Annotated in this window: 14 protein-coding genes and 1 pseudogene; 7 read left to right on the top strand and 8 right to left on the bottom strand. The window is 70.8% G+C overall.

Annotated features, from left to right (window positions below; translation table 11 throughout):
- Positions 1-108 precede the first annotated feature (108 nt).
- Complete coding sequence (locus ACWCPF_RS17415; protein WP_451045881.1) at positions 109-3,468, top strand: BTAD domain-containing putative transcriptional regulator; 3,360 nt, start codon at positions 109-111, stop codon at positions 3,466-3,468.
- Positions 3,469-3,498: 30 nt separating this feature from the next.
- Here the strand turns inward: ACWCPF_RS17415 and ACWCPF_RS17410 are convergent, their stop codons facing one another.
- From ACWCPF_RS17410 to panB, 3 genes are all read right to left on the bottom strand, one after another.
- Complete coding sequence (locus ACWCPF_RS17410; protein WP_451045880.1) at positions 3,499-4,332, bottom strand: ABC transporter permease; 834 nt, start codon at positions 4,330-4,332, stop codon at positions 3,499-3,501.
- A complete protein-coding gene (locus ACWCPF_RS17405) occupies positions 4,329-5,354 on the bottom strand; it encodes an ATP-binding cassette domain-containing protein (RefSeq protein ID WP_451045879.1) in 1,026 nt (341 codons plus the stop codon). The genes ACWCPF_RS17410 and ACWCPF_RS17405 overlap by 4 nt, the downstream gene beginning before the upstream one ends.
- A gap of 172 nt (positions 5,355-5,526) precedes the next feature.
- Positions 5,527-6,393, bottom strand: coding sequence for a 3-methyl-2-oxobutanoate hydroxymethyltransferase (panB, locus tag ACWCPF_RS17400; protein ID WP_451045878.1), 867 nt, complete (start codon positions 6,391-6,393; stop codon positions 5,527-5,529).
- 230 nt (positions 6,394-6,623) lie between these two features.
- Here panB and ACWCPF_RS17395 point away from each other — a divergent pair, with 230 nt between their 5' ends.
- The 4 genes from ACWCPF_RS17395 to ACWCPF_RS17380 all read left to right on the top strand — a co-directional run bounded on the left by ACWCPF_RS17395 (position 6,624) and on the right by ACWCPF_RS17380 (position 11,555).
- Positions 6,624-8,210 carry an MFS transporter gene (locus ACWCPF_RS17395; RefSeq protein WP_451045877.1) on the top strand — a complete coding sequence of 529 codons (1,587 nt, stop codon included), beginning with the start codon at positions 6,624-6,626 and terminating at the stop codon, positions 8,208-8,210.
- 67 nt (positions 8,211-8,277) lie between these two features.
- Positions 8,278-8,916 (top strand): TetR/AcrR family transcriptional regulator, encoded by a 639-nt coding sequence (locus ACWCPF_RS17390; protein WP_451045876.1) that lies wholly within the window; start codon positions 8,278-8,280, stop codon positions 8,914-8,916.
- Positions 8,917-9,102: 186 nt separating this feature from the next.
- A complete protein-coding gene (locus ACWCPF_RS17385) occupies positions 9,103-10,188 on the top strand; it encodes an endonuclease/exonuclease/phosphatase family protein (RefSeq protein ID WP_451045875.1) in 1,086 nt (361 codons plus the stop codon).
- Positions 10,189-10,316: 128 nt separating this feature from the next.
- Entirely contained in the window at positions 10,317-11,555 is a 1,239-nt protein-coding gene (locus ACWCPF_RS17380; RefSeq protein WP_451045874.1) for an MFS transporter, read from the top strand.
- Between the two features lie 11 nt (positions 11,556-11,566).
- Here the strand turns inward: ACWCPF_RS17380 and ACWCPF_RS17375 are convergent, their stop codons facing one another.
- From ACWCPF_RS17375 to ACWCPF_RS17360, 4 genes and pseudogenes are all read right to left on the bottom strand, one after another.
- Positions 11,567-11,911, bottom strand: a complete 345-nt coding sequence (locus ACWCPF_RS17375) for an SCO0607 family lipoprotein (RefSeq protein ID WP_451045873.1) — start codon at positions 11,909-11,911, stop codon at positions 11,567-11,569.
- A 148-nt stretch (positions 11,912-12,059) separates the two neighbouring features.
- A pseudogene (locus ACWCPF_RS17370) lies at positions 12,060-12,393 on the bottom strand (ATP-grasp peptide maturase system methyltransferase); the annotation flags it as partial.
- 60 nt (positions 12,394-12,453) lie between these two features.
- A complete protein-coding gene (locus tag ACWCPF_RS17365; RefSeq protein ID WP_451045872.1) occupies positions 12,454-13,677 on the bottom strand; it encodes an RNA-guided endonuclease InsQ/TnpB family protein in 1,224 nt (407 codons plus the stop codon).
- 503 nt (positions 13,678-14,180) lie between these two features.
- A complete protein-coding gene (locus ACWCPF_RS17360) occupies positions 14,181-14,561 on the bottom strand; it encodes a DUF6415 family natural product biosynthesis protein (protein ID WP_451045871.1) in 381 nt (126 codons plus the stop codon).
- A gap of 187 nt (positions 14,562-14,748) precedes the next feature.
- On the opposite strand from ACWCPF_RS17360, the gene ACWCPF_RS17355 reads away from it, so the two are divergent.
- Positions 14,749-15,510 carry a DUF5919 domain-containing protein gene (locus ACWCPF_RS17355; protein WP_451045870.1) on the top strand — a complete coding sequence of 254 codons (762 nt, stop codon included), beginning with the start codon at positions 14,749-14,751 and terminating at the stop codon, positions 15,508-15,510.
- On the top strand, positions 15,497-15,964 hold the full coding sequence (locus ACWCPF_RS17350) for an NUDIX domain-containing protein (protein ID WP_451045869.1): 468 nt from the start codon (positions 15,497-15,499) through the stop codon (positions 15,962-15,964). The genes ACWCPF_RS17355 and ACWCPF_RS17350 overlap by 14 nt, the downstream gene beginning before the upstream one ends.
- A 327-nt stretch (positions 15,965-16,291) precedes the next feature.
- Here the strand turns inward: ACWCPF_RS17350 and ACWCPF_RS17345 are convergent, their stop codons facing one another.
- Positions 16,292-18,046: an NAD+ synthase gene (locus tag ACWCPF_RS17345; protein WP_451045868.1), complete on the bottom strand. Its 1,755-nt coding sequence runs from the start codon at positions 18,044-18,046 to the stop codon at positions 16,292-16,294.
- Positions 18,047-18,127: the final 81 nt, after the last annotated feature.

Genomic DNA, 18,127 nt, shown 5'->3' with positions numbered 1-18,127 from the left:
AAACGTCCGGCCCACGTCCATCGGTTCCGTCCGCGGCCACGGATCCCCGCAGGCCGCTCGCGCCACCCCGCGGAAACCCCGTGACCGCTTCCGATCCGACCGGAGACAATGGACCCCGTGCGCTATCGCATTCTCGGCACCACCCAGGCGATCCGTCCGGACGGCAGCCCCGTCGCCGTCGGCGGGGCGCGGCTGCGCGCCCTGCTCACCGTGCTCGCGCTGCGCGCCGGGCGGAGCGTCCCCGCGGGGCTGCTGACCGAGGAGGTGTGGGCCGGGGATCCGCCCGCCGACGCGCCGGGCGCGCTCCAGGCGCTGGTCGGGCGGCTGCGCCGGGCCCTCGGGGCGGGCGCGATCGAATCCGCCGAGGGCGGCTACCGGCTGGCCGCCACCCCCGAGGACGTCGATCTGCACCGCTTCGAGCGGCTGACCGGCGACGGCGTCCGCGCCCTCGCCGACGACGACCCCGCCAAGGCCGCCGCCCTCCTGGACGACGCCCTCGCCCTGTGGCACGGTCCGGCCCTCGCCGACCTGCCCGACCGCACCGCCGAGTCGGCCCGCTGGGAGGCCCGCCGGCTCGACGCGCTGCGCGCCCGGCACACCGCCGCGATCGCCCTCGGCCAGGCCGAACAGGCGCTGCCCGAACTCACCGCCCTGTGCGACGCCCATCCCCTGGACGAGCCCCTCCAGGCACTGCGGCTGCGCGCCCTGCGCGACGCGGGCCGCACCGCGCAGGCGCTGGTCGCCTACGACGCCGTACGCCGGCTGCTGGCCGACCGCCTCGGCACCGACCCCGGCCACGAACTGCGCACCCTGCACGCGGAGTTGCTCACCCCGGACGAAGCCCCGACCCCTCCGACGCAGCCGCTTTCCGCACCTCAGCCATCGCCGTCCCCGCCCCGCGGCAACCTCCGGGCCCGCCTCACCTCCTTCGTCGGCCGGGAGGACGACATCGAGGCCATCCGCGGCGACCTCGCGAGCGCACGGCTCGTCACCCTGCTCGGGCCCGGCGGGGCGGGCAAGACCCGGCTGTCCCAGGAGGCCGCCGAGACCGTCCGGGACACCGCCCGGGACGGCGTCTGGCTGGCCGAACTCGCGCCCGTCGCCGACCCGGACGCCGTCCCGCAGGCCGTCCTCACCGCCGTCGGAGCCCGCGAGACCGTGCTGTTCGGCGCCGGCGCCGAGGAGATGCGGGCGGTCGCCGACCGCCACGACGACCCCGTGGAACGCCTGGTCGAGCACTGCGCCCGGCGGCGCATGCTGATCATCCTCGACAACTGCGAGCACGTCGTCGAGGCCGCCGCCCGGCTCGTCGAGGAGCTGCTGGCGCGCTGCCCCCAGGTCACGGTGCTGGCCACCAGCCGCGAGCCGCTCGGCGTGCCCGGGGAGCTGCTGCGCCCGCTGGATCCGCTGCCGGAGCCGGTCGCGCTGCGGCTGCTCGCCGACCGGGGCGCGGCCGCCCGCCCCGGCTTCCGGATCGAGGACGACCCCGAGGCCTGCGCCGAGATCTGCAGCCGCCTGGACGGTCTGCCCCTCGCCATCGAGCTGGCCGCCGCCCGGCTGCGGATGCTGACGCCCCGCCAGATCGCCGACCGGCTCGACGACCGCTTCCGCCTCCTCACCAACGGCAGCCGCACGGTCCTGCCCCGCCAGCAGACCCTGCGGGCCGTCGTCGACTGGTCCTGGGACCTGCTCGACGAGGACGAACGCGACGTCCTGACCCACCTCTCGGTCTTTGCCCGAGGCTGCGACCTCACCGCCGCCGAGACCGTCTGCGACCCCCCAGAGCATGCCGGCATCGCCGAGGGCGGTGGGCGTGGTGTCGAGGGGCGTGGGCGGGTGTCGGGGCGTAGTGTTCTTGACTCGCTCGCCTCGCTCGTAGACAAGTCGCTTGTCGTTGCCGCGCCGGCGCCCGGTGGGGACATGCGGTATCGGTTGCTGGAGACCGTCGCCGAGTACGCGGGTGAGCGGCTCGACGAGTCGGGTCGGCGGGGCGCCGCGGAGCAGGCGCATCTCGTGTACTACCGCGAGTTCGCCCGTACCACCGAGCCGCTGCTGCGCGGCCCCGGTCAGCGTGCCGCCATCGACCGCTTCCAACTGGAGTACGAGAACCTGCGCACCGCGCTGCGCCGGGCCGTCGCCGCGCGCGACGAGCAGGAGGCGCTCAGCCTGACCCTGTCCCTGGTCTGGTACTGGCAGATGCGCGACCTGCGCATCGAGGCCGGATCCTGGTGCCAGGAGGTCATGGCCCTGGGCCCCGACCCCTTCGCCGAGCCCCTGCGCCGGGCCGCCCCGGTGTGGCAGCCTCCCACGGCCGCCCCGCCGCCGTTCACCGGCGAGGCCCTCCTGGAGGCCCGTCGAGGTGTCCACCTGGCCCATCTCGCCTGTATGGAAACCGAGTTGGACGCCTGGCAGACGCCGGCCGCGCAGACCAAGATGTGCCTGATCGCCGAGACGTACGAGCCCGGTCTCCCGCAGACCTGCCGGGTGCCCGGACTGTTCTGGTTCTTCGCCGTGATGATGACCGGCGACCTGGAACGCATCCGCGCCATCGTCGACGCCAACGTCGACACCTGCCGCCGGACGCCCGGCCATGAGTGGGAGCTGGCCTCCTGTCTGCAGATGCGCGCCAACATCCTCGCCAACCGCGCCGACTGGGCGCAGAACGCCTTCCGGGACGCGGACGAGTGCCTGGAGATCTTCCGGCGCCTCGGCGACGCCTGGGGCACCGCCGAGGCACTCTCCGCCCGCGCCGAGGCCCACGAGCGGCTGGGCGCCTACCGCATGGCCGCCGACGACTACACCGCGGCCATGGAGCACGCCGAACGGCTCGGCGCCCGCGCCCAGGTGGCGGTCCTCGCGGCCCGGCTGGGCAGCGTGCTGCTGGAGGTCGGCGAGGAGGAGCAGGCCGAGCGCCTGCTGCGCGACGTGATCGAAGGGCCGGATCACATCGGAACCGAGGCCGTCCCCGCCGCCCGGCTCTTCCTGGCCAGTTGGCTGGGCATCAGCGGACGCCGGGCCGAGGCCCGCGAGCAACTCCGGGTGCTGCGCGCGGACTTCACCCACGGGCGGTTCGTCCTCTTCGACGCGTTCATCCTGGGCGCGGAGGCCTGTCTGGACACGATCGACGACCGCGACACGGAGGCGCTGCCCCGTATCCGCGTCGCCCTGGCACGCGCCACCGACCCGCTGCCCATCGCCGTCGCCCCGCACCTGCGGTCCTTCTACCTCTTCATCGCCGCGACCGCCCTCGGCGGAGTGGACGGCGGCAGCCGGGCCGCCGACGGCGCCCGCTGCCTGGGAGCCGCCGACCGGCTGCGGCCGCCGCGCCATGTGCCCCCGCGCATGGAGCGCGAGGTACGCGACCTGGCCGTGGCCAGGCTTCGCGCCGCGCTCGCCGAGCGGGACTTCGAGACGGCATACGCCGAGGGCGGCGGCCTCTCCTACGAGGAGGCCACCGCCCTGGTGTAGAGCGCCGCCCGAGCGGGGTCGGCGCGGGGGTCAGCTCTTGGTGCGGAATTTGTGGATCGCGATCGGCGCCATCACCGCGGTGATCGCCACCGACCAGCCCAGCGTCACCCACAGATCGTGTGCGACCGGGCCGCCCACCATCAGACCGCGCGCCGCGTCCGCGAGCGTGGACAGCGGGTTGTAGTCGGTGAAGGCCTGCAGCCAGCCCGGCATCGAGTTCGTCGGCGCGAAGATCGACGAGCCGAACTGGAGCGGGAACAGCACCAGGAAGCCCATCGCCTGCACGGACTGCGCGTTCTTCAGCACCACGCCCAGGGTGAGGAACACCCACATGATCGACGAGGCGAACACGGTGGCCAGTCCGACCGCCGCGAACAGACCGCCCCAGTGGTCGATCTCGAAGCCGACCAGCACCGAGACGATCATCAGCACGGTCGTCGCGAACAGCATCCGCACGATCTCGACCGAGATCTTCGCGAACAGCACCGAGCCGCGCCCGATCGGCAGGGACCGGAAGCGGTCCATGACCCCGGAGTTGAAGTCCTGGCTGAAGCCGGTGCCGACGCCCTGGGACAGCGACATGCTCATCATCGCGATCATGCCCGGGATCACGTACTGCACATACCCGTCCTGCCCGCCGCCCAGGGCCTGCCCGATCGAGCCGCCGAAGACGTACACGAACAGCAGGGTGAAGACGATCGGCATCAGCAGCGCGTCGAACATCGACTCGGGGTCCTGCCGGATCCACAGCAGGTTGCGGCGGATCAGCGCACCGGTGTGCCGCAGGTGGCTGCGGAACGGGATCCGCGCGTCGGTGACCGTACGGGTGTCGATCGTGGCGGTGTCCATCGTGGCCGCGCTCATACGGCGACCTCCTCGCGGGCGTCGGTGGGCAGGGCGTCCTCGGCCGCAGCGGCGCGGTGGCCGGTGAGGGAGAGGAACACCTCGTCCAGGCTGGGCAGTTCGGTGGTGAGGGAGGTGAGCGTGATGCCGCGCGCGCTGACCGCGCCGATCACGGCGGTGAGCTGCTCGTCGCTGAGCACCGGCACCAGCACCGAGCCGCGCTCGGCGTCCACGACGGTGGCGGCGAGCCCGGTGATGCCGAGTTCGTCGAGCCAGCCCGCCAGCGGCCGCAGCTGCAGCGGGTCGGCCGGGCGTATCCGCAGCGCCCGGCCGCCGACCCGGGACTTCAGCTCGTCGATGCCGCCGTTCGCGATGACCTTGCCCCGGTCGACGACGGTCAGCTCATCGGCGAGCTGCTCGGCCTCCTCCATGTACTGGGTGGTCAGCAGCACGGTGACGCCCTCCCCGACCATCGTCTTGACCTCGCCCCACACCTCGTTGCGGGTACGCGGGTCCAGGCCGGTGGTCGGCTCGTCGAGGAACAGCACGCGCGGCCGCCCGATCAGCGACGCGGCGAGGTCGAGCCGGCGGCGCATACCGCCGGAGTAGGTGCTCGCGGGCCGCTTTGCGGCCTCGGTCAGCGAGAACCGCTCCAGCAGCTCGTCGGCCCGCGCCCGCGCCTCCTTGCGGGGCAGGTCGAGCAGCCGTCCGATCATGTACAGGTTCTCCCACCCGGGGAGCTTCTCGTCGACCGAGGCGTACTGCCCGGTCAGCCCGATCACCCGCCGCAACTGCCGGGGCTGCCGGACGACGTCCAGGCCGACGACGGTCGCGTGCCCGCTGTCGGGAGCCAGCAGGGTGGACAGGATCCGCACGAGGGTGGTCTTCCCGGCGCCGTTGGGCCCGAGCACCCCCATCACGGTCCCCTCGCGCACATCCAGGTCGACGCCGTCCAGTGCCTTGGTCTCGCCGTAGTGCTTGACCAACCCCCGAACGGTCACAGCGCTTCCCGCGCCACTGGTGTTGATGTCGATTCGCGTCATGGGAAGAACGCTGACACCCGCCGCCGACAAACGACCGACATCCCGCCGACAGGGGTATGTCGGCAGCCCCTCGGAACGCGACCGCCCGCCGATGGGGGGAACATCGGCGGGCGGCTGGTGGTGCGGAGATGGCTCAGTGGGACGGCTCAGCGGCGCGGCTCAGCGCGACGGCTCAGTGAACGCTGTGCTGGTCCTGCGGGAACGCCCCGCCGACGACGTCCTCCGCGAACGCCTTGGCCGCGTCGCCCATGATCTCGCGCAGGTTCGCGTACTGCTTGACGAACTTCGGCACCCGCCCGCCCGTCAGCCCGAGCATGTCGGTCCACACCAGCACCTGCGCGTCGCACTCCACGCCGGCTCCGATTCCCACCGTCGGGATGTGCAGCACGCGCGTGACCTCGGCCGCCAGCTCCGCCGGCACCAGTTCGAGGACGACGGCGAACGCGCCGGCGTCCTGCACGGCCTTCGCGTCCCGCAGCAGCTGCTGGGCGGCCTCCTCGCCCCGGCCCTGGACGCGGTAGCCCATCGAGTTCACCGACTGCGGGGTGAGGCCGATGTGCGCCATGACCGGGATGCCGGACTCGACGAGGAGCTCGATCTGCCGGTGCGAGCGCTCGCCGCCCTCCAGCTTCACGGCCCCGACCCCGGCCTCCTTGACCAGCCGGGTGGCGCTGCGCAGCGCCTGAACAGGCCCTTCCTGGTACGACCCGAAGGGCAGATCGCCGACGATCAGGGCACGGCTGGTGCCCCGGACGACGGCCGCTGAGAGCATCGTCATCTCGTCGAGGGTGACGGGCACGGTGCTCTCGTACCCCAGATGGCAGTTGCCCGCCGAGTCGCCGACGAGCATCACGGGGATCCCGGACTCGTCGAAGACGGACGCGGTCATCGCGTCGTACGCGGTGAGCATCGGCCACTTCTCGCCGCGCTCCTTGGCGAGCGCGACGTCGCGGACGGTGATACGGCGTGTGCCCTTGCCCCCGTACAGCGCATTGCTGCCGTCGGAGGACTTCACAGGGGCAGCCGGAAGCTGCGTCATTGCAACGGCTCCTTGTTGTCATCTCGAGGCGCCCTCACGGCGTCCCCGGACCACTCCCCATGGTGGCACTTCGTGCCAGGGAGGGCCAGAGCGCCCCCCTGTGGGGAAAACCTCGTGACCGGATCAGGGCGGACCGCTGGGGAGACCGCTGTGGACCGCACGGGTAAAAGCTCAGTAAGAGATTCAGATACGAGACGGTCTCGTATCGAAAAGGCTCTACCCTCGACTGCATGACTACTCCTGCCGTCCCCGCCCGCTCCCGGGTGCCGGAAGCCGTCTACCGGCGCCGCTGGGCGATACTCGGCGTGCTGATGCTGAGCCTGCTGATCGTGGTCCTGGACAACTCGATCCTGAACGTCGCGATCAAGACCATCTCCACCCCGGCCCCGGTCGGCCTCGGCGCGACGCAGAGCGAGCTGGAGTGGGCCATCAACTCCTACACGCTCGTCTTCGCGGGACTGCTGTTCACCGCGGGACTGCTCGGCGACCGCCTCGGCCGCAAGAAGGTCCTGCTCGGTGGGCTCGCCGTGTTCGGCATCGGCTCCGCGCTGGCCGCCGAGTCCGGCTCGCCCGCGCAGCTCATCGTCTTCCGCGGGCTGATGGCCGTCGGCGCCGCGTTCGTCATGCCGGCCACGCTCGCCGTCCTGATGAACGTCTTCGAGCGCGAGGAGCAGCCCAAGGCGATCGGCATCTGGGCCGGCGGCGTGGGTCTGGCCATCGCCATAGGGCCGATCACCGGCGGTCTCCTGCTGGACCACTTCTGGTGGGGCTCGGTCTTCCTGGTCAACGTGCCGATCGTGATCATCGCGTTCGCGCTGATGCTGTGGCTGGTCCCGGACTCCCGCGACCCCAATCCCGGACGGATCGACCCGATCGGCGTGGTCCTGTCGGTCGTCGGCCTCGTCCTGCTCGTCTACGGCATCATCAAGGGCGGCGAGCTGGCCGACTTCACCGACCCGACGGTGGTGGCGGCCATAGGGTCCGGCCTGGTCGTCCTCGTCGCGTTCGTGGTGTTCGAGAAGCGCAGCGACCATCCGTCGATAGACGTCACGTACTTCAAGAACAAGGTGTTCTCGGCCGCCATGGCCGTCATCACCCTGGTGTTCTTCGCGCTGATGGGCGTGACGTTCTTCGCCGTCTTCTACACCCAGAGCGTGCGCGGCTACTCGCCGCTGCAGTCCGGTCTGCTGCTGCTTCCGCTGGCCGCCGCCCAGCTGATCTTCGCGCCGCGCGCCCGGCTGGTCGTCGACCGCTTCGGGGTACGGGCCACGACCACCGGGGCGATGCTCGTCCTGACCGCGACCCTGGTCGCGTTCGCCGTGCTGGACGCGGACACCCCGATCTGGCTCATGGAGGTCGTCTTCTTCTGCATGGGCGCCGGCATGGCCCATGTCATGACGCCCACCAGCGTGGTCATCATGCAGTCCCTGCCCCGCGAGAAGGCCGGCTCCGCCTCCGCGCTCAGCAACACCTTCCGCCAGCTCGGCGGCGCGCTCGGCATCGCCGTCCTCGGCTCGGTGCTCTCCACGGCGTACCGCAACGGCATCGAGGGCAGCCTCGGCGGCCTGCCGGCCGGCCTGCGGGACACGGCCGGCGAGTCCATCGAGGCGACGCTCGGGGTCGCCGCGAAACTCGGCGACCCGGACCTCGTCGGACCCGCCAACGACGCGTTCCTGCACGCCATGCACGTCACCGCGCTGTGCGGGGCCGGGGTGTCGCTGGCCGGCGCGGTCGTGGTCGCCCTGTTCCTGCCGCGCAGACCCAAGACGCCCCAGAAGGGCGCTCCGGAGGAGGAGTTGGTGGCAACGGAGTCGTGACCGGCGTCCCGGCCCGCTGACCTAGGGTGGGGCAGTTCCCGGTACTACGGGTACGACGAAAGGATTGATGATCGTGAGCCTGGCCGGCAAGGGGATCGCCGTGGAGCCGCCCGTCCGGGGCCGGCCGCGCAGCGAGGCCGTGGAACGGGCCATCATCGAGGGCACGATGAAACTCCTGGAGGACGGCGTCCCGCTCGCCGAGATCTCCATCGAGCGCATCGCGCGCACCGCGGGCGTCGGCAAGGCCACCATCTACCGCCGCTGGAGCGGCAAGGAGGAGCTCTTCGTCGACGTCCTGCGCGCCGCCGAGCCCGAGGACCCCGAGCGGCTGCCGGGCACGTCCATGCGCGACGACCTCATCGTGCTGCTGGAATCGCTGCGGCAGCGGGGCCTGGCCAACCGGGACTCGGCGATCCTGCACAACGTCCACGCCCAGATGAAGAGCAGCCCGAAGATCTGGGCGGCGTACCACAACTCGGTCATAGCGCCCCGGCGCAGGATGGGCATCGAAGTCCTGCGCCGCGGCCAGCAGAACGGCGAACTCCGCGCCGACCTCGATGTGGAACTGGTGAACGACATAGTCGTCGGCCCCATGCTGGTCCGCGCCATCCTGCACCCCGACGCCGAACTCCCCGACGACCTCGCGGAGCGCATAGTCGACACGCTGCTCGCTGGGCTACGTCCCGTCAGTTGGCCCGTCGCGTAGCCCGAATGTGCTCGTTTCGTCACAGACCGGTCCGGGTGGCGCAGGGGTGCAACCCCTGAGCAGGACCCGTTCGTCCTCGTGCCCGTACGGTCGTCACAGGACGGCGAGAAGACAGCCGATCATCCCCTAGGGTCGTACTCGGGGGACGGACGGTGAGCACGGCACGGCAGGCAGTGAGGCGACGGTATGGCGCAGCAGGCGTACATGACGGAGACGGACGGCAACGGAGGTTCGGGACCCGAGCCTCGGGGAGTTCGGCTTCGGCGCCTGATCGGACGCCTCGTCGGCCGGCTGACCAGCGGATGGCGCGGTGATCCGCGCGTCTGGCGGCGTGGCCTGATCGTGGCCGGCCTCGCGCTGGCGCTCTCCCTGGTGATGACGGCGCACTCGCGCATCCCCAACCGGTACGGCAACCTCGGCAGTCTCTCGGAGACGTTCCTGCCCTGGATCGGCGTCCTCGTCCCGCTGCTGCTGGTGCTCGCGCTGGTGCGCAAGTCGGCGACCGCGCTGATCGCCGTCGTCCTGACGGCCGGGGTCTGGCTGAACCTCTTCGGCGGGCTGATCGGCGACAAGACCGGCAGTGGCGGCGATCTCACCGTCGCCACCCACAACGTCAACGCCGACAACCCCGACCCCGAGGGCACCGCCCGTGACGTGGCGGCGTCCGGCGTGGACGTCGTCGCCCTGGAGGAGCTGACCCTCTCGGCGGTGCCGGTGTACGAGACGGCGCTCGCGGCGACGTACAAGTACCACTCGGTGCAGGGCACCGTCGGGCTGTGGAGCAAGTACCCGCTGAGCGCGGTGGCGCCCGTCGACATCAAGCTGGGCTGGGTGCGCGCGATGCGTGCGACCGTGGCGACCCCGCAGGGCCAGGTCGCCGTGTACGTCGCCCATCTCCCCTCGGTGCGGGTGAAGCTGCAGGCCGGGTTCACCGCCCGGGAGCGCGACACGAGCGCGGACGCGCTGGGCGAGGCGATCTTCGACGAGCCGCTGACCCGGGTGGTCCTGCTCGGCGACCTCAACGGCACCATGAACGACCGCGCGCTGAAGGCCGTGACCTCCCAGATGCGCTCCACGCAGGGCGCGGCCGGCAGCGGCTTCGGCTTCAGCTGGCCCGCCTCGTTCCCGATGGCGCGGATCGACCAGATCATGGTGAAGGGCGTGGAGCCGGTCACCTCGTGGACCCTGCCGCGCACGACCAGCGACCATCTGCCGGTGGCCGCGACCGTGAAGGTCACCACGGAGGACACCACAGAGGTCACCACGCCTTAATCGGCGGTTCACCGCGTGGGAACGCCGGGGAATAACGCCCGGGAGAGACTTTGTTCCGTTCTTGAACATACGAAACGTATGATGAACGCGAGTCCCCTCCCCCTCCTCCCCGGAAAGGCACGTCCCCCATGCCCCTGGCCCTGCTCGCCCTGGCCGTGGGTGCCTTCGGCATCGGCACCACCGAATTCGTGATGATGGGCCTGCTGCCCGACGTCGCGGACGACCTGCACGTCTCGATCCCGACGGCGGGACACCTGGTCTCGGCCTACGCGCTGGGCGTCGTCATCGGCGCACCGCTGCTGGCCGCCGTCACGGCACGGATGCCGCGCCGAACCGTACTGATGCTGCTGATGGCCCTGTTCATCGTCGGCAACGCCCTCTCCGCCTTCGCCCCCGGCTACGACTCGCTCCTGGCCGCCCGCTTCCTCAGCGGCCTCCCGCACGGCGCGTTCTTCGGCGTCGGCGCGGTGGTGGCCACCAGCATGGTCGCGCCGGAGCGCAAGGCCCGCTCGGTGTCGCTGATGTTCCTCGGCCTGACCGTCGCCAACATCGCGGGCGTCCCGGCGGCCACCCTGATGGGCCAGCACCTGGGCTGGCGGGCCACCTTCCTCGGCGTCAGCGCGATCGGCCTCGCCGCGATCGCCTCGCTCGCGCTGCTCATCCCGCGCACCCTGCCCGGGGCGACGCCCGCCACCGGCCTGCGCGGCGAACTCGCGGCGCTGCGCTCGCTCCCGGTCTGGCTGGCCCTGGGGACGACGGTCGCGGGCTTCGGCGCACTCTTCGCGGCGTACAGCTACATCACCTCGATGCTGACGGACGCGGCGGGCTACGCCGACTCCAGCGTGACGCTGCTGCTGGCGCTGTTCGGCGTGGGAGCCACGATCGGCAACCTGCTGGGCGGCCGCCTCGCCGACCACGCGATGCGCCGCACCCTGTTCGGCGGCCTGACGTCCCTGGCGCTGGTCCTGGCGCTCTTCCCGCTCCTGATGCGCACTCAGTGGAGCGGCGCCCTGGCGGTCGTCCTCCTCGGCGTCGCGGCCTTCGTCGCGGGCACCCCGCTCAACCTGATGGTCATGGAGAAGGCGTCCACGGCTCCCTCCCTGGCCTCCTCCGCCAACCAGGCCGCCTTCAACCTCGCGAACGCCGGCGGCGCCTGGATCGGCGGCCTCGCCCTCGCGGCCGGCTTCGGCGTGACGTCCCCGGCGACCGCGGGAGCGGGCCTGGCGGCGCTGGGCCTGGCGGTGGCGGGCGTCGCGTACGGCGTCGACCGCAGGCGTGCTCCGGACGACTTCGGCCACGAACGGATCGTGGCCACGCATGTGCCGCGGGCGGCGGCGGACACCGCGACGGCGGCCGCGCGTCACTGAGGTGGTCGGGGTCAGCCGGCGACGGGCGCGTCGACGATGTCCCCGTTCTCATCGAGCGTGTGGGTCGTCCAGTACAGGTCCCACTTGTCGTCGACCTGCTTCGGCACCTTGCCCTCCGGGTACCGCGCGGTTCCCGCGGGCGGCTCCTCACCGTTCGTGACGCACGAGCTGCCGGTGCTGCCCACCGCCAGGACGGGATACTCGCCGTTCGAGCAGATGTTCTCCTCGTACGCGAGGGAACAGCCGGTGAGCGCCGCGACCGCGGCGACGCTCATGACGGCGGCAGCGGCAGCGAGCCGGATCCGGCCGGGCCGGGAGGCGGAGGTGGGGCGGTAGGTCCTGCGGTGGGCGGCCACGATGGTCTCCTGGTAGGTCGCTCGATGTCGCTCGACGTCGCTTGACGTGCCCCTACTCTCGCCGCGGACGACCGCGGATCCCTGAGTACGCGTACTCAGCCGCGCTTGCCCGCATGCTCAACTCCCCGTGCCCCGAGCGGGCACGCGGCTATGTCGGCAGCCGCCATGAGGGGCCGTCGGGGGTTCCGGTCCAGACACGTTGCGTGCCGTCGACGTCCACGGTCATCCCGAAGTCGGACTGCGGGGGTGATCCCGCCGCATCCCACGCGCTGCTCCGTCCAGGCCTGTGCGCCGGTGGCGACGTCCACGAGGATCACCCCGTCGCTCGTGGTCATGAGCTCGGCGGAGGGCGCGGCGAGTTGGGCGACGAACTGTCCCGTCCAGACGTCCAGGAGGCCCGGGTCCAAGCGAGTGGGACGGGTCTGGCCCGCACGCTTGAAGTAGGTGGGGCGGGGCGGCCGTTCGTGAGGTCGGGCGAGCATTTGACTTGCACCTCTGGCTGAAGCCCGAGGATTCTGGCCTTCTCGATCGTTGCTGTGCCGCTACGCGGCACGGGGTTCGGTCGGGAATCCGTGGCTTCCTGTTTCCTCGCGCTGTGCCAGAACGAGTTCTGGTCTTACCGGCGCTCCGCAGGCCGACACCGCCAGTCCGGCGGCCGTCTTGACATTGATCGCGGCGTTGATGTCCCGGTCGTGGACAGTGCCGCAGGCGGCGCAGGTCCATTCCCTCACGTCGAGGGGTTTGGGCCCGTCTTTGACGCCGCAGGTGGAGCAGACCTGACTGGTCGGCTCGAACCGGCCGATTTTGATGAGAGTCCGTCCGTACCGTTGTGCTTTGTACTCCAGCATGTTCACGAATGAGGCCCAGCCAGCGTCGTGGACGGACTTGGCCAGCCGGGTGCGTGCCAGTCCCGTCACCGACAGGTCCTCCACGGCGATCCCTTGGTTCTCGGAGATCAGCTTTGTGGAGAGCTGGTGGTGGAACTCATGGCGGGCGTCGGTGACCTTGGCGTGGGCGCGAGCGACCTTGAGCCGGGCCTTTTCGCGATTCTTCGAGCCTTTCTGTTTGCGGGACAGTTCCCGTTGGGCCTTCTTCAGCTTCTTCTCCGCGCGGCGCAGAAACCGCGGGGAGTCGATCTTCATGCCGTCGGACAGGACCGCGAAGTGTGTGAGGCCGAGGTCGATGCCGATGGTGCGGACGGTGGCGGGCATCCGGTCGGCATCCGCATGTGGGTCGGTGTCGATGACGAAGGAGGCGAAGTACCGCCCGGCGGAGTCCTTGATGACGGTGACCGAGGTGGGGGCGGCGGGCAGGATGCGGGACCACTTCACCTTCACCGCACCGATCTTCGGCAGGATCAGCCGTCCGCTTTCGGTGATCGTCCAGCGGGCGTTCGCGGTGAACCGGATCGACTGACGGGTTTCCTTGCGGGACTTGAACCGCGGCGCACCCGTCCCGGGCCCCTTGCGGGCGCCCTTGAGGGAGGCGAAGAAGTTGCTGTAGGCGGTCTCGGCGTCGCGCAGGGACTGCTGGAGAACGACCGCGGAGACCTCGCCCAGCCAGGACCGTTCGGCTGTCCGCTTGGCCTGGGTGATCAGGCGTGTGGACAGCTGACCGGCCGTCGGGAACGGCTGTCCGGCCTGACGGGCGTCTTCACGGGCGCGGACCGCGTCGTTGAACACGACACGGGCGCACCCGAACGCCCTGGCCAGCGCGGCCCGCTGGGCGGTGTCCGGGTACAGGCGAAAGGCGTACCGGAGCTGCATGACGATCACACTAGGCACGTCGAACCCACGTCGTCACCGGGAACATGCGAGCGATCCGTCACCGGCACGGCCATATGATTCGCTTCACCCCGGCTTCCGGGGTGTTGGAGTCGATCGGTCCGATGATGCGGTGGGGGAGGGTATGCCCGTCGCGCCGTGGCCTGCGGAGCCACCACGCCACGACGGGATGCAGGTGCGGCCCCTGACCCGGAACGGCCGCCGTGGGAGTGCGTCAGTACGGTGTCCGCGCCAGCACCAGGGCGAGGACCGGGGCGGTCACGGCCATCACGTACACGAGGAGGGCGGTGGTCGTCCTCATGAGGGGTTTTCCGGCGGTGGCTGCCGATGGCACGAGCAACGACAGCGGCGGACGAGCACTACGTGTGCGGAGTGGGGCAGTAGCACGTCCTTGAGCTGGCGGCACCGGGCGTGCACGTCCTCGTAGCCGGGCGTGCGGGCCAGCGTGCACTCGACGGACAGGCTCGCGGTGTCGGTGACCGTCGTCACGGGCTACCGCCGCCGATCTTCTCGTGGTGGTCGCACAGGGCGTCGAGGACACGTGCCAAGCGCCGGGCGTGGCCGATGTCCCCACCGAGACGCGGGCTCGGCCCGGCGCGGAGCTTTCCGCGGGCCTCTCCCACGCAGGCGAGCGCGCAGTAGCGCGGGACGCTCGTCATGTCCAGCCTTCCGGCGGCCTGTTCGACCTCGGGGATCAGTAACTCCAGGTGCCCGCGCAGGGTCTGCGTCAGCGTGCCGACCTCGTCGGCGGGCAGGGACAGCGCCTCCGGGGCGGCATCCGGGTTCAGCACGATCTCCACGGTTTCGCGCATCACCACGATGTCCACAGCCGTGTCTTCCACGGGCGGGGCGGTACCGTTCTTCACGTCGACGCTCCCTCTCAGGTTTGAGCGTGGGCCATGCCCCGGGGCCGTTCGCGCGGTCGCCGGGGTCGAGCTTTGTAGCTCACCCACACTCGCGAGTCGGGCGGGGCGTTACCACCGCGTGCGAGGGACGTTGAGTACAGAGTTGGAATACGCTCATGAAGCGTCCCTAACGTCCCAGGGGGTACCCGTGAACGAGGCTCTGCGTCGCGCGATGGCTCAAGCACGGTTGAACGACCGGCAGTTGGCAGAGCGGTGCGGAGTCGACGCCAAGACGGTCGGCCGGTGGATCACGCAGGCAGGGCGAGTCCCGCGAGCACGCCACCGATGGGCCGTCTGCGACGCACTCGGAGAGGACGAAACGGTGTTGTGGCCAACAGCAGCGAAGAAGGCGATCAAGGTCGGCCCGGATCGCGAGATCGTCTCCGCGTATCCGTACCGGTCTTCCTGCCCAGCCGCACTGTGGCGATCGTTGATCATGAACGCGGAGCGGGAGCTGACCTTTGCGGGCTACACCAACTACTTCTTGTGGCTCGAACACGCCCGCTTCGGCAGCATGTTGCGTCGCAAGGCCGCGCAGGGGTGCCGCGTGCGGTTCCTGATCGGTGATCCCGACAGTGACCTGACCCGGTCGCGGGAGAAGGACGAAGGAGTTGCCCTCACACTGTCCACCCGCATCCGAGTGACGATCGCTGAACTGGAGAAGATCAAGACCGAGACCGGCATCGAGGCACGGTACAGCGCTGGACACGCCCACCTTTCGGCGTTCCGCTTCGACGACGACATGATCGTGACACCGCTCCTGACGCACAGTGTGGGCCACGACGCGCCGACGTTGCATCTTCACCGCCACCAGGACGACGGCATGTTCGACCGCTTCGCCGGGCACATCGAGGAACTATGGAACCGGGGCACCCCGGTATGGGAGAGGCAGGCCCGTGAGCAGGCGTGACTACGAGGACGACCCGAACGCCCCGAAGGCGAACAGCCTCGTCCCGGCGGCCTCCGCCGTGGTGGTCGACGACTCGGGACGCATCCTGCTCCAGCGCCGCAGTGACAACGGCATGTGGGCTCTGCCGGGCGGTGCCATGCACATCGGCGAGTCCCTTCCTGACTGCGCCACCAGGGAAACCCTCGAAGAAACCGGGATCGAGATCGAGGTCACCGGCATCGTCGGCACCTACACCGACCCCCGCCACGTCTTCGCCTACGACGACGGCGAGGTGCGCCAGGAGTTCTCCATCTGCTTCCTGGCCCGCCCTGTGGCAGGCGAGTTGATGGTGTCGGACGAGTCCACGGACGTCCGCTGGTTCGACCCTGCCGACGTCGACGCACTCCCCATGGTCCCGAGCATCCGCAAGCGAGTGAACGACTGGCGAAACGACACCATGCCGGCCCTTCGCTGACCCTGCCTCGGAGTTCGATGCCCTCTCGGTCAGCGGGCTGCGACGGTGACCAGCTGAGAAAGGCTGTCGATCCGCCAGTCCGCCGCGGCCACGACCTTCGGGTCGTCTGCCCACACGTACCCTACGGCCGACGCGACGATGACGTGCTCACTGCGACGCAGCCTCGGACCCAGAGGGGTGCGGGGCTGCGTCGGTGGGCGGCTTCGTCGTGTGGGGGCGGTCGGCCACGAACCAGCCGCAACCGCGCGCCCTGCGGCGGGGACCGGGGCGGAGCCCCGGGGAGAGGTGCCTCTCGGCCCACCGAGGTGGGTGGGCCGGGAGGGTGGGTCAGATCGACTCGCGCCAGGCGTTGGTGATCGGGAGGCGGCGGTCCTTGCCGAAGCCCTTTGCGGAGATCTTCGTGCCCGGCGGGTACTGGCGGCGCTTGTACTCGGCCGTGTCGACCATGCGCAGGGTCTTGACGACCAGCTCACGGTCGTAGCCCGCCGCGACGATCGCGTCCGCGCCCTGGTCGCGGTCGACGTACAGCTCCAGGATGGCGTCCAGGACGGGGTAGTCCGGGAGGGAGTCCGTGTCGACCTGGCCGGGGCGCAGTTCCGCGCTCGGCGGCTTGGTGATCGAGTTCTCCGGGATCGGCGGGGTCTGGCCGCGGTCGGCCGCGGCGCGGTTGCGCCACTCCGCCAGCCGGAAGATCCACGTCTTGTAGACGTCCTTGATGGGGCCGTACGCCCCTACCGAGTCGCCGTAGAGCGTGGAGTAGCCGACCGCCAGTTCCGACTTGTTGCCGGGGGCCAGGACGATGTGGCCCTCCTGGTTGGAGACCGCCATCAGCAAGGTGCCGCGCAGGCGGGACTGGAGGTTCTCCTCCGCCAGACCGGTCAGGCCGAGTGAGCCCATGTACGCGTCGAACATCGGCTCGATCGGCACCGTGCGGAAGTTCAGGCCGGTGCGCCGCGCCAGCTCCGCCGCGTCGCCCTTGGAGTGGTCCGAGGAGTACTTCGACGGCATCGACACGCCGTACACGTTCTGCGCGCCGATCGCGTCGCACGCGAGCGCCGCGACGAGCGCCGAGTCGATACCGCCGGACAGACCGATCAGGACCGACGTGAAGCCGTTCTTCGCGACATAGGCCCGCAGGCCCACGACCAGCGCCGAGTAGACCTCCTCGGCGTCGTCCAGCCGCTCCGCGTACCCGCCGGCCAGCTCGGGCTCGTAGGCCGGCAGCGGCTCCTCGGACAGGACCACGCGGTCGATGCGCAGACCGTCGTCCACGACGCCGGTCGGCGCGTTCGCCGAGGCCGCGGGCAGGTCGAGGTCCAGGACCACGCTGCCTTCGGAGAACTGCGGCGCCCGGGCGATCACCTCGCCGTCCCTGTCGACGACGATCGAGTCGCCGTCGAACACCAGCTCGTCCTGGCCGCCGATCATCGCGAGGTAGGCGGTGGTGCAGCCGGCCTCCTGGGCCCGCTTGCGGACCAGCTCCAGCCGGGTGTCGTCCTTGTCGCGCTCGTAGGGGGAGGCGTTGATGGAGAGCAGCAGCCCGGCCTCGGCGGAGCGCGCCGCGGGCACCCGGCCGCCGTCCTGCCAGAGGTCCTCGCAGATCGCGAGGGCCACGTCGATCCCGTGCACGCGCAGCACCGGCATGGTGTCGCCGGGCACGAAGTAGCGGAACTCGTCGAAGACGCCGTAGTTCGGCAGGTGGTGCTTGGCGAAGGACAGGACCACCTCGCCGCCGTGCAGGACCGCCGCCGCGTTGCGTGGGGAACCGGCCGGGCGGCCGAACCTGGGCCGGCCGCTCTCGGACCGGTCGAGGTAGCCGACGATCACCGGCAGTTCGCCGAAGCCCTCCTCGGCGAGGCGCGCGGCGAGCGCGGTCAGCGCCGCGCGGGAGGCGTCGACGAAGGAGGAGCGCAGGGCGAGGTCCTCGACGGGATACCCGGTCAGCGCCATCTCCGGGAACGCCACGAGATGCGCTCCCTGCTCGGCGGAGTGCCGGGTCCAGCGGAGGATCGTTTCGGTGTTGCCGACGAGGTCGCCGACCGCTGAGTCGATCTGGTTCAGAGCGAGACGAAGTTGAGGCACGGGCCCAGTGTAATCGTCAGAGCGACGCGATGGGGGGGCGTGAGGTGTCGTCCACCTCACGCCCCCCATCGGCCGGAAAGC

This window comes from Streptomyces sp. NPDC001858, from assembly GCF_053594615.1.
Note: the sequence above shows the minus strand (reverse complement) of the source record. Positions and strands in the feature narration are given on the sequence as shown.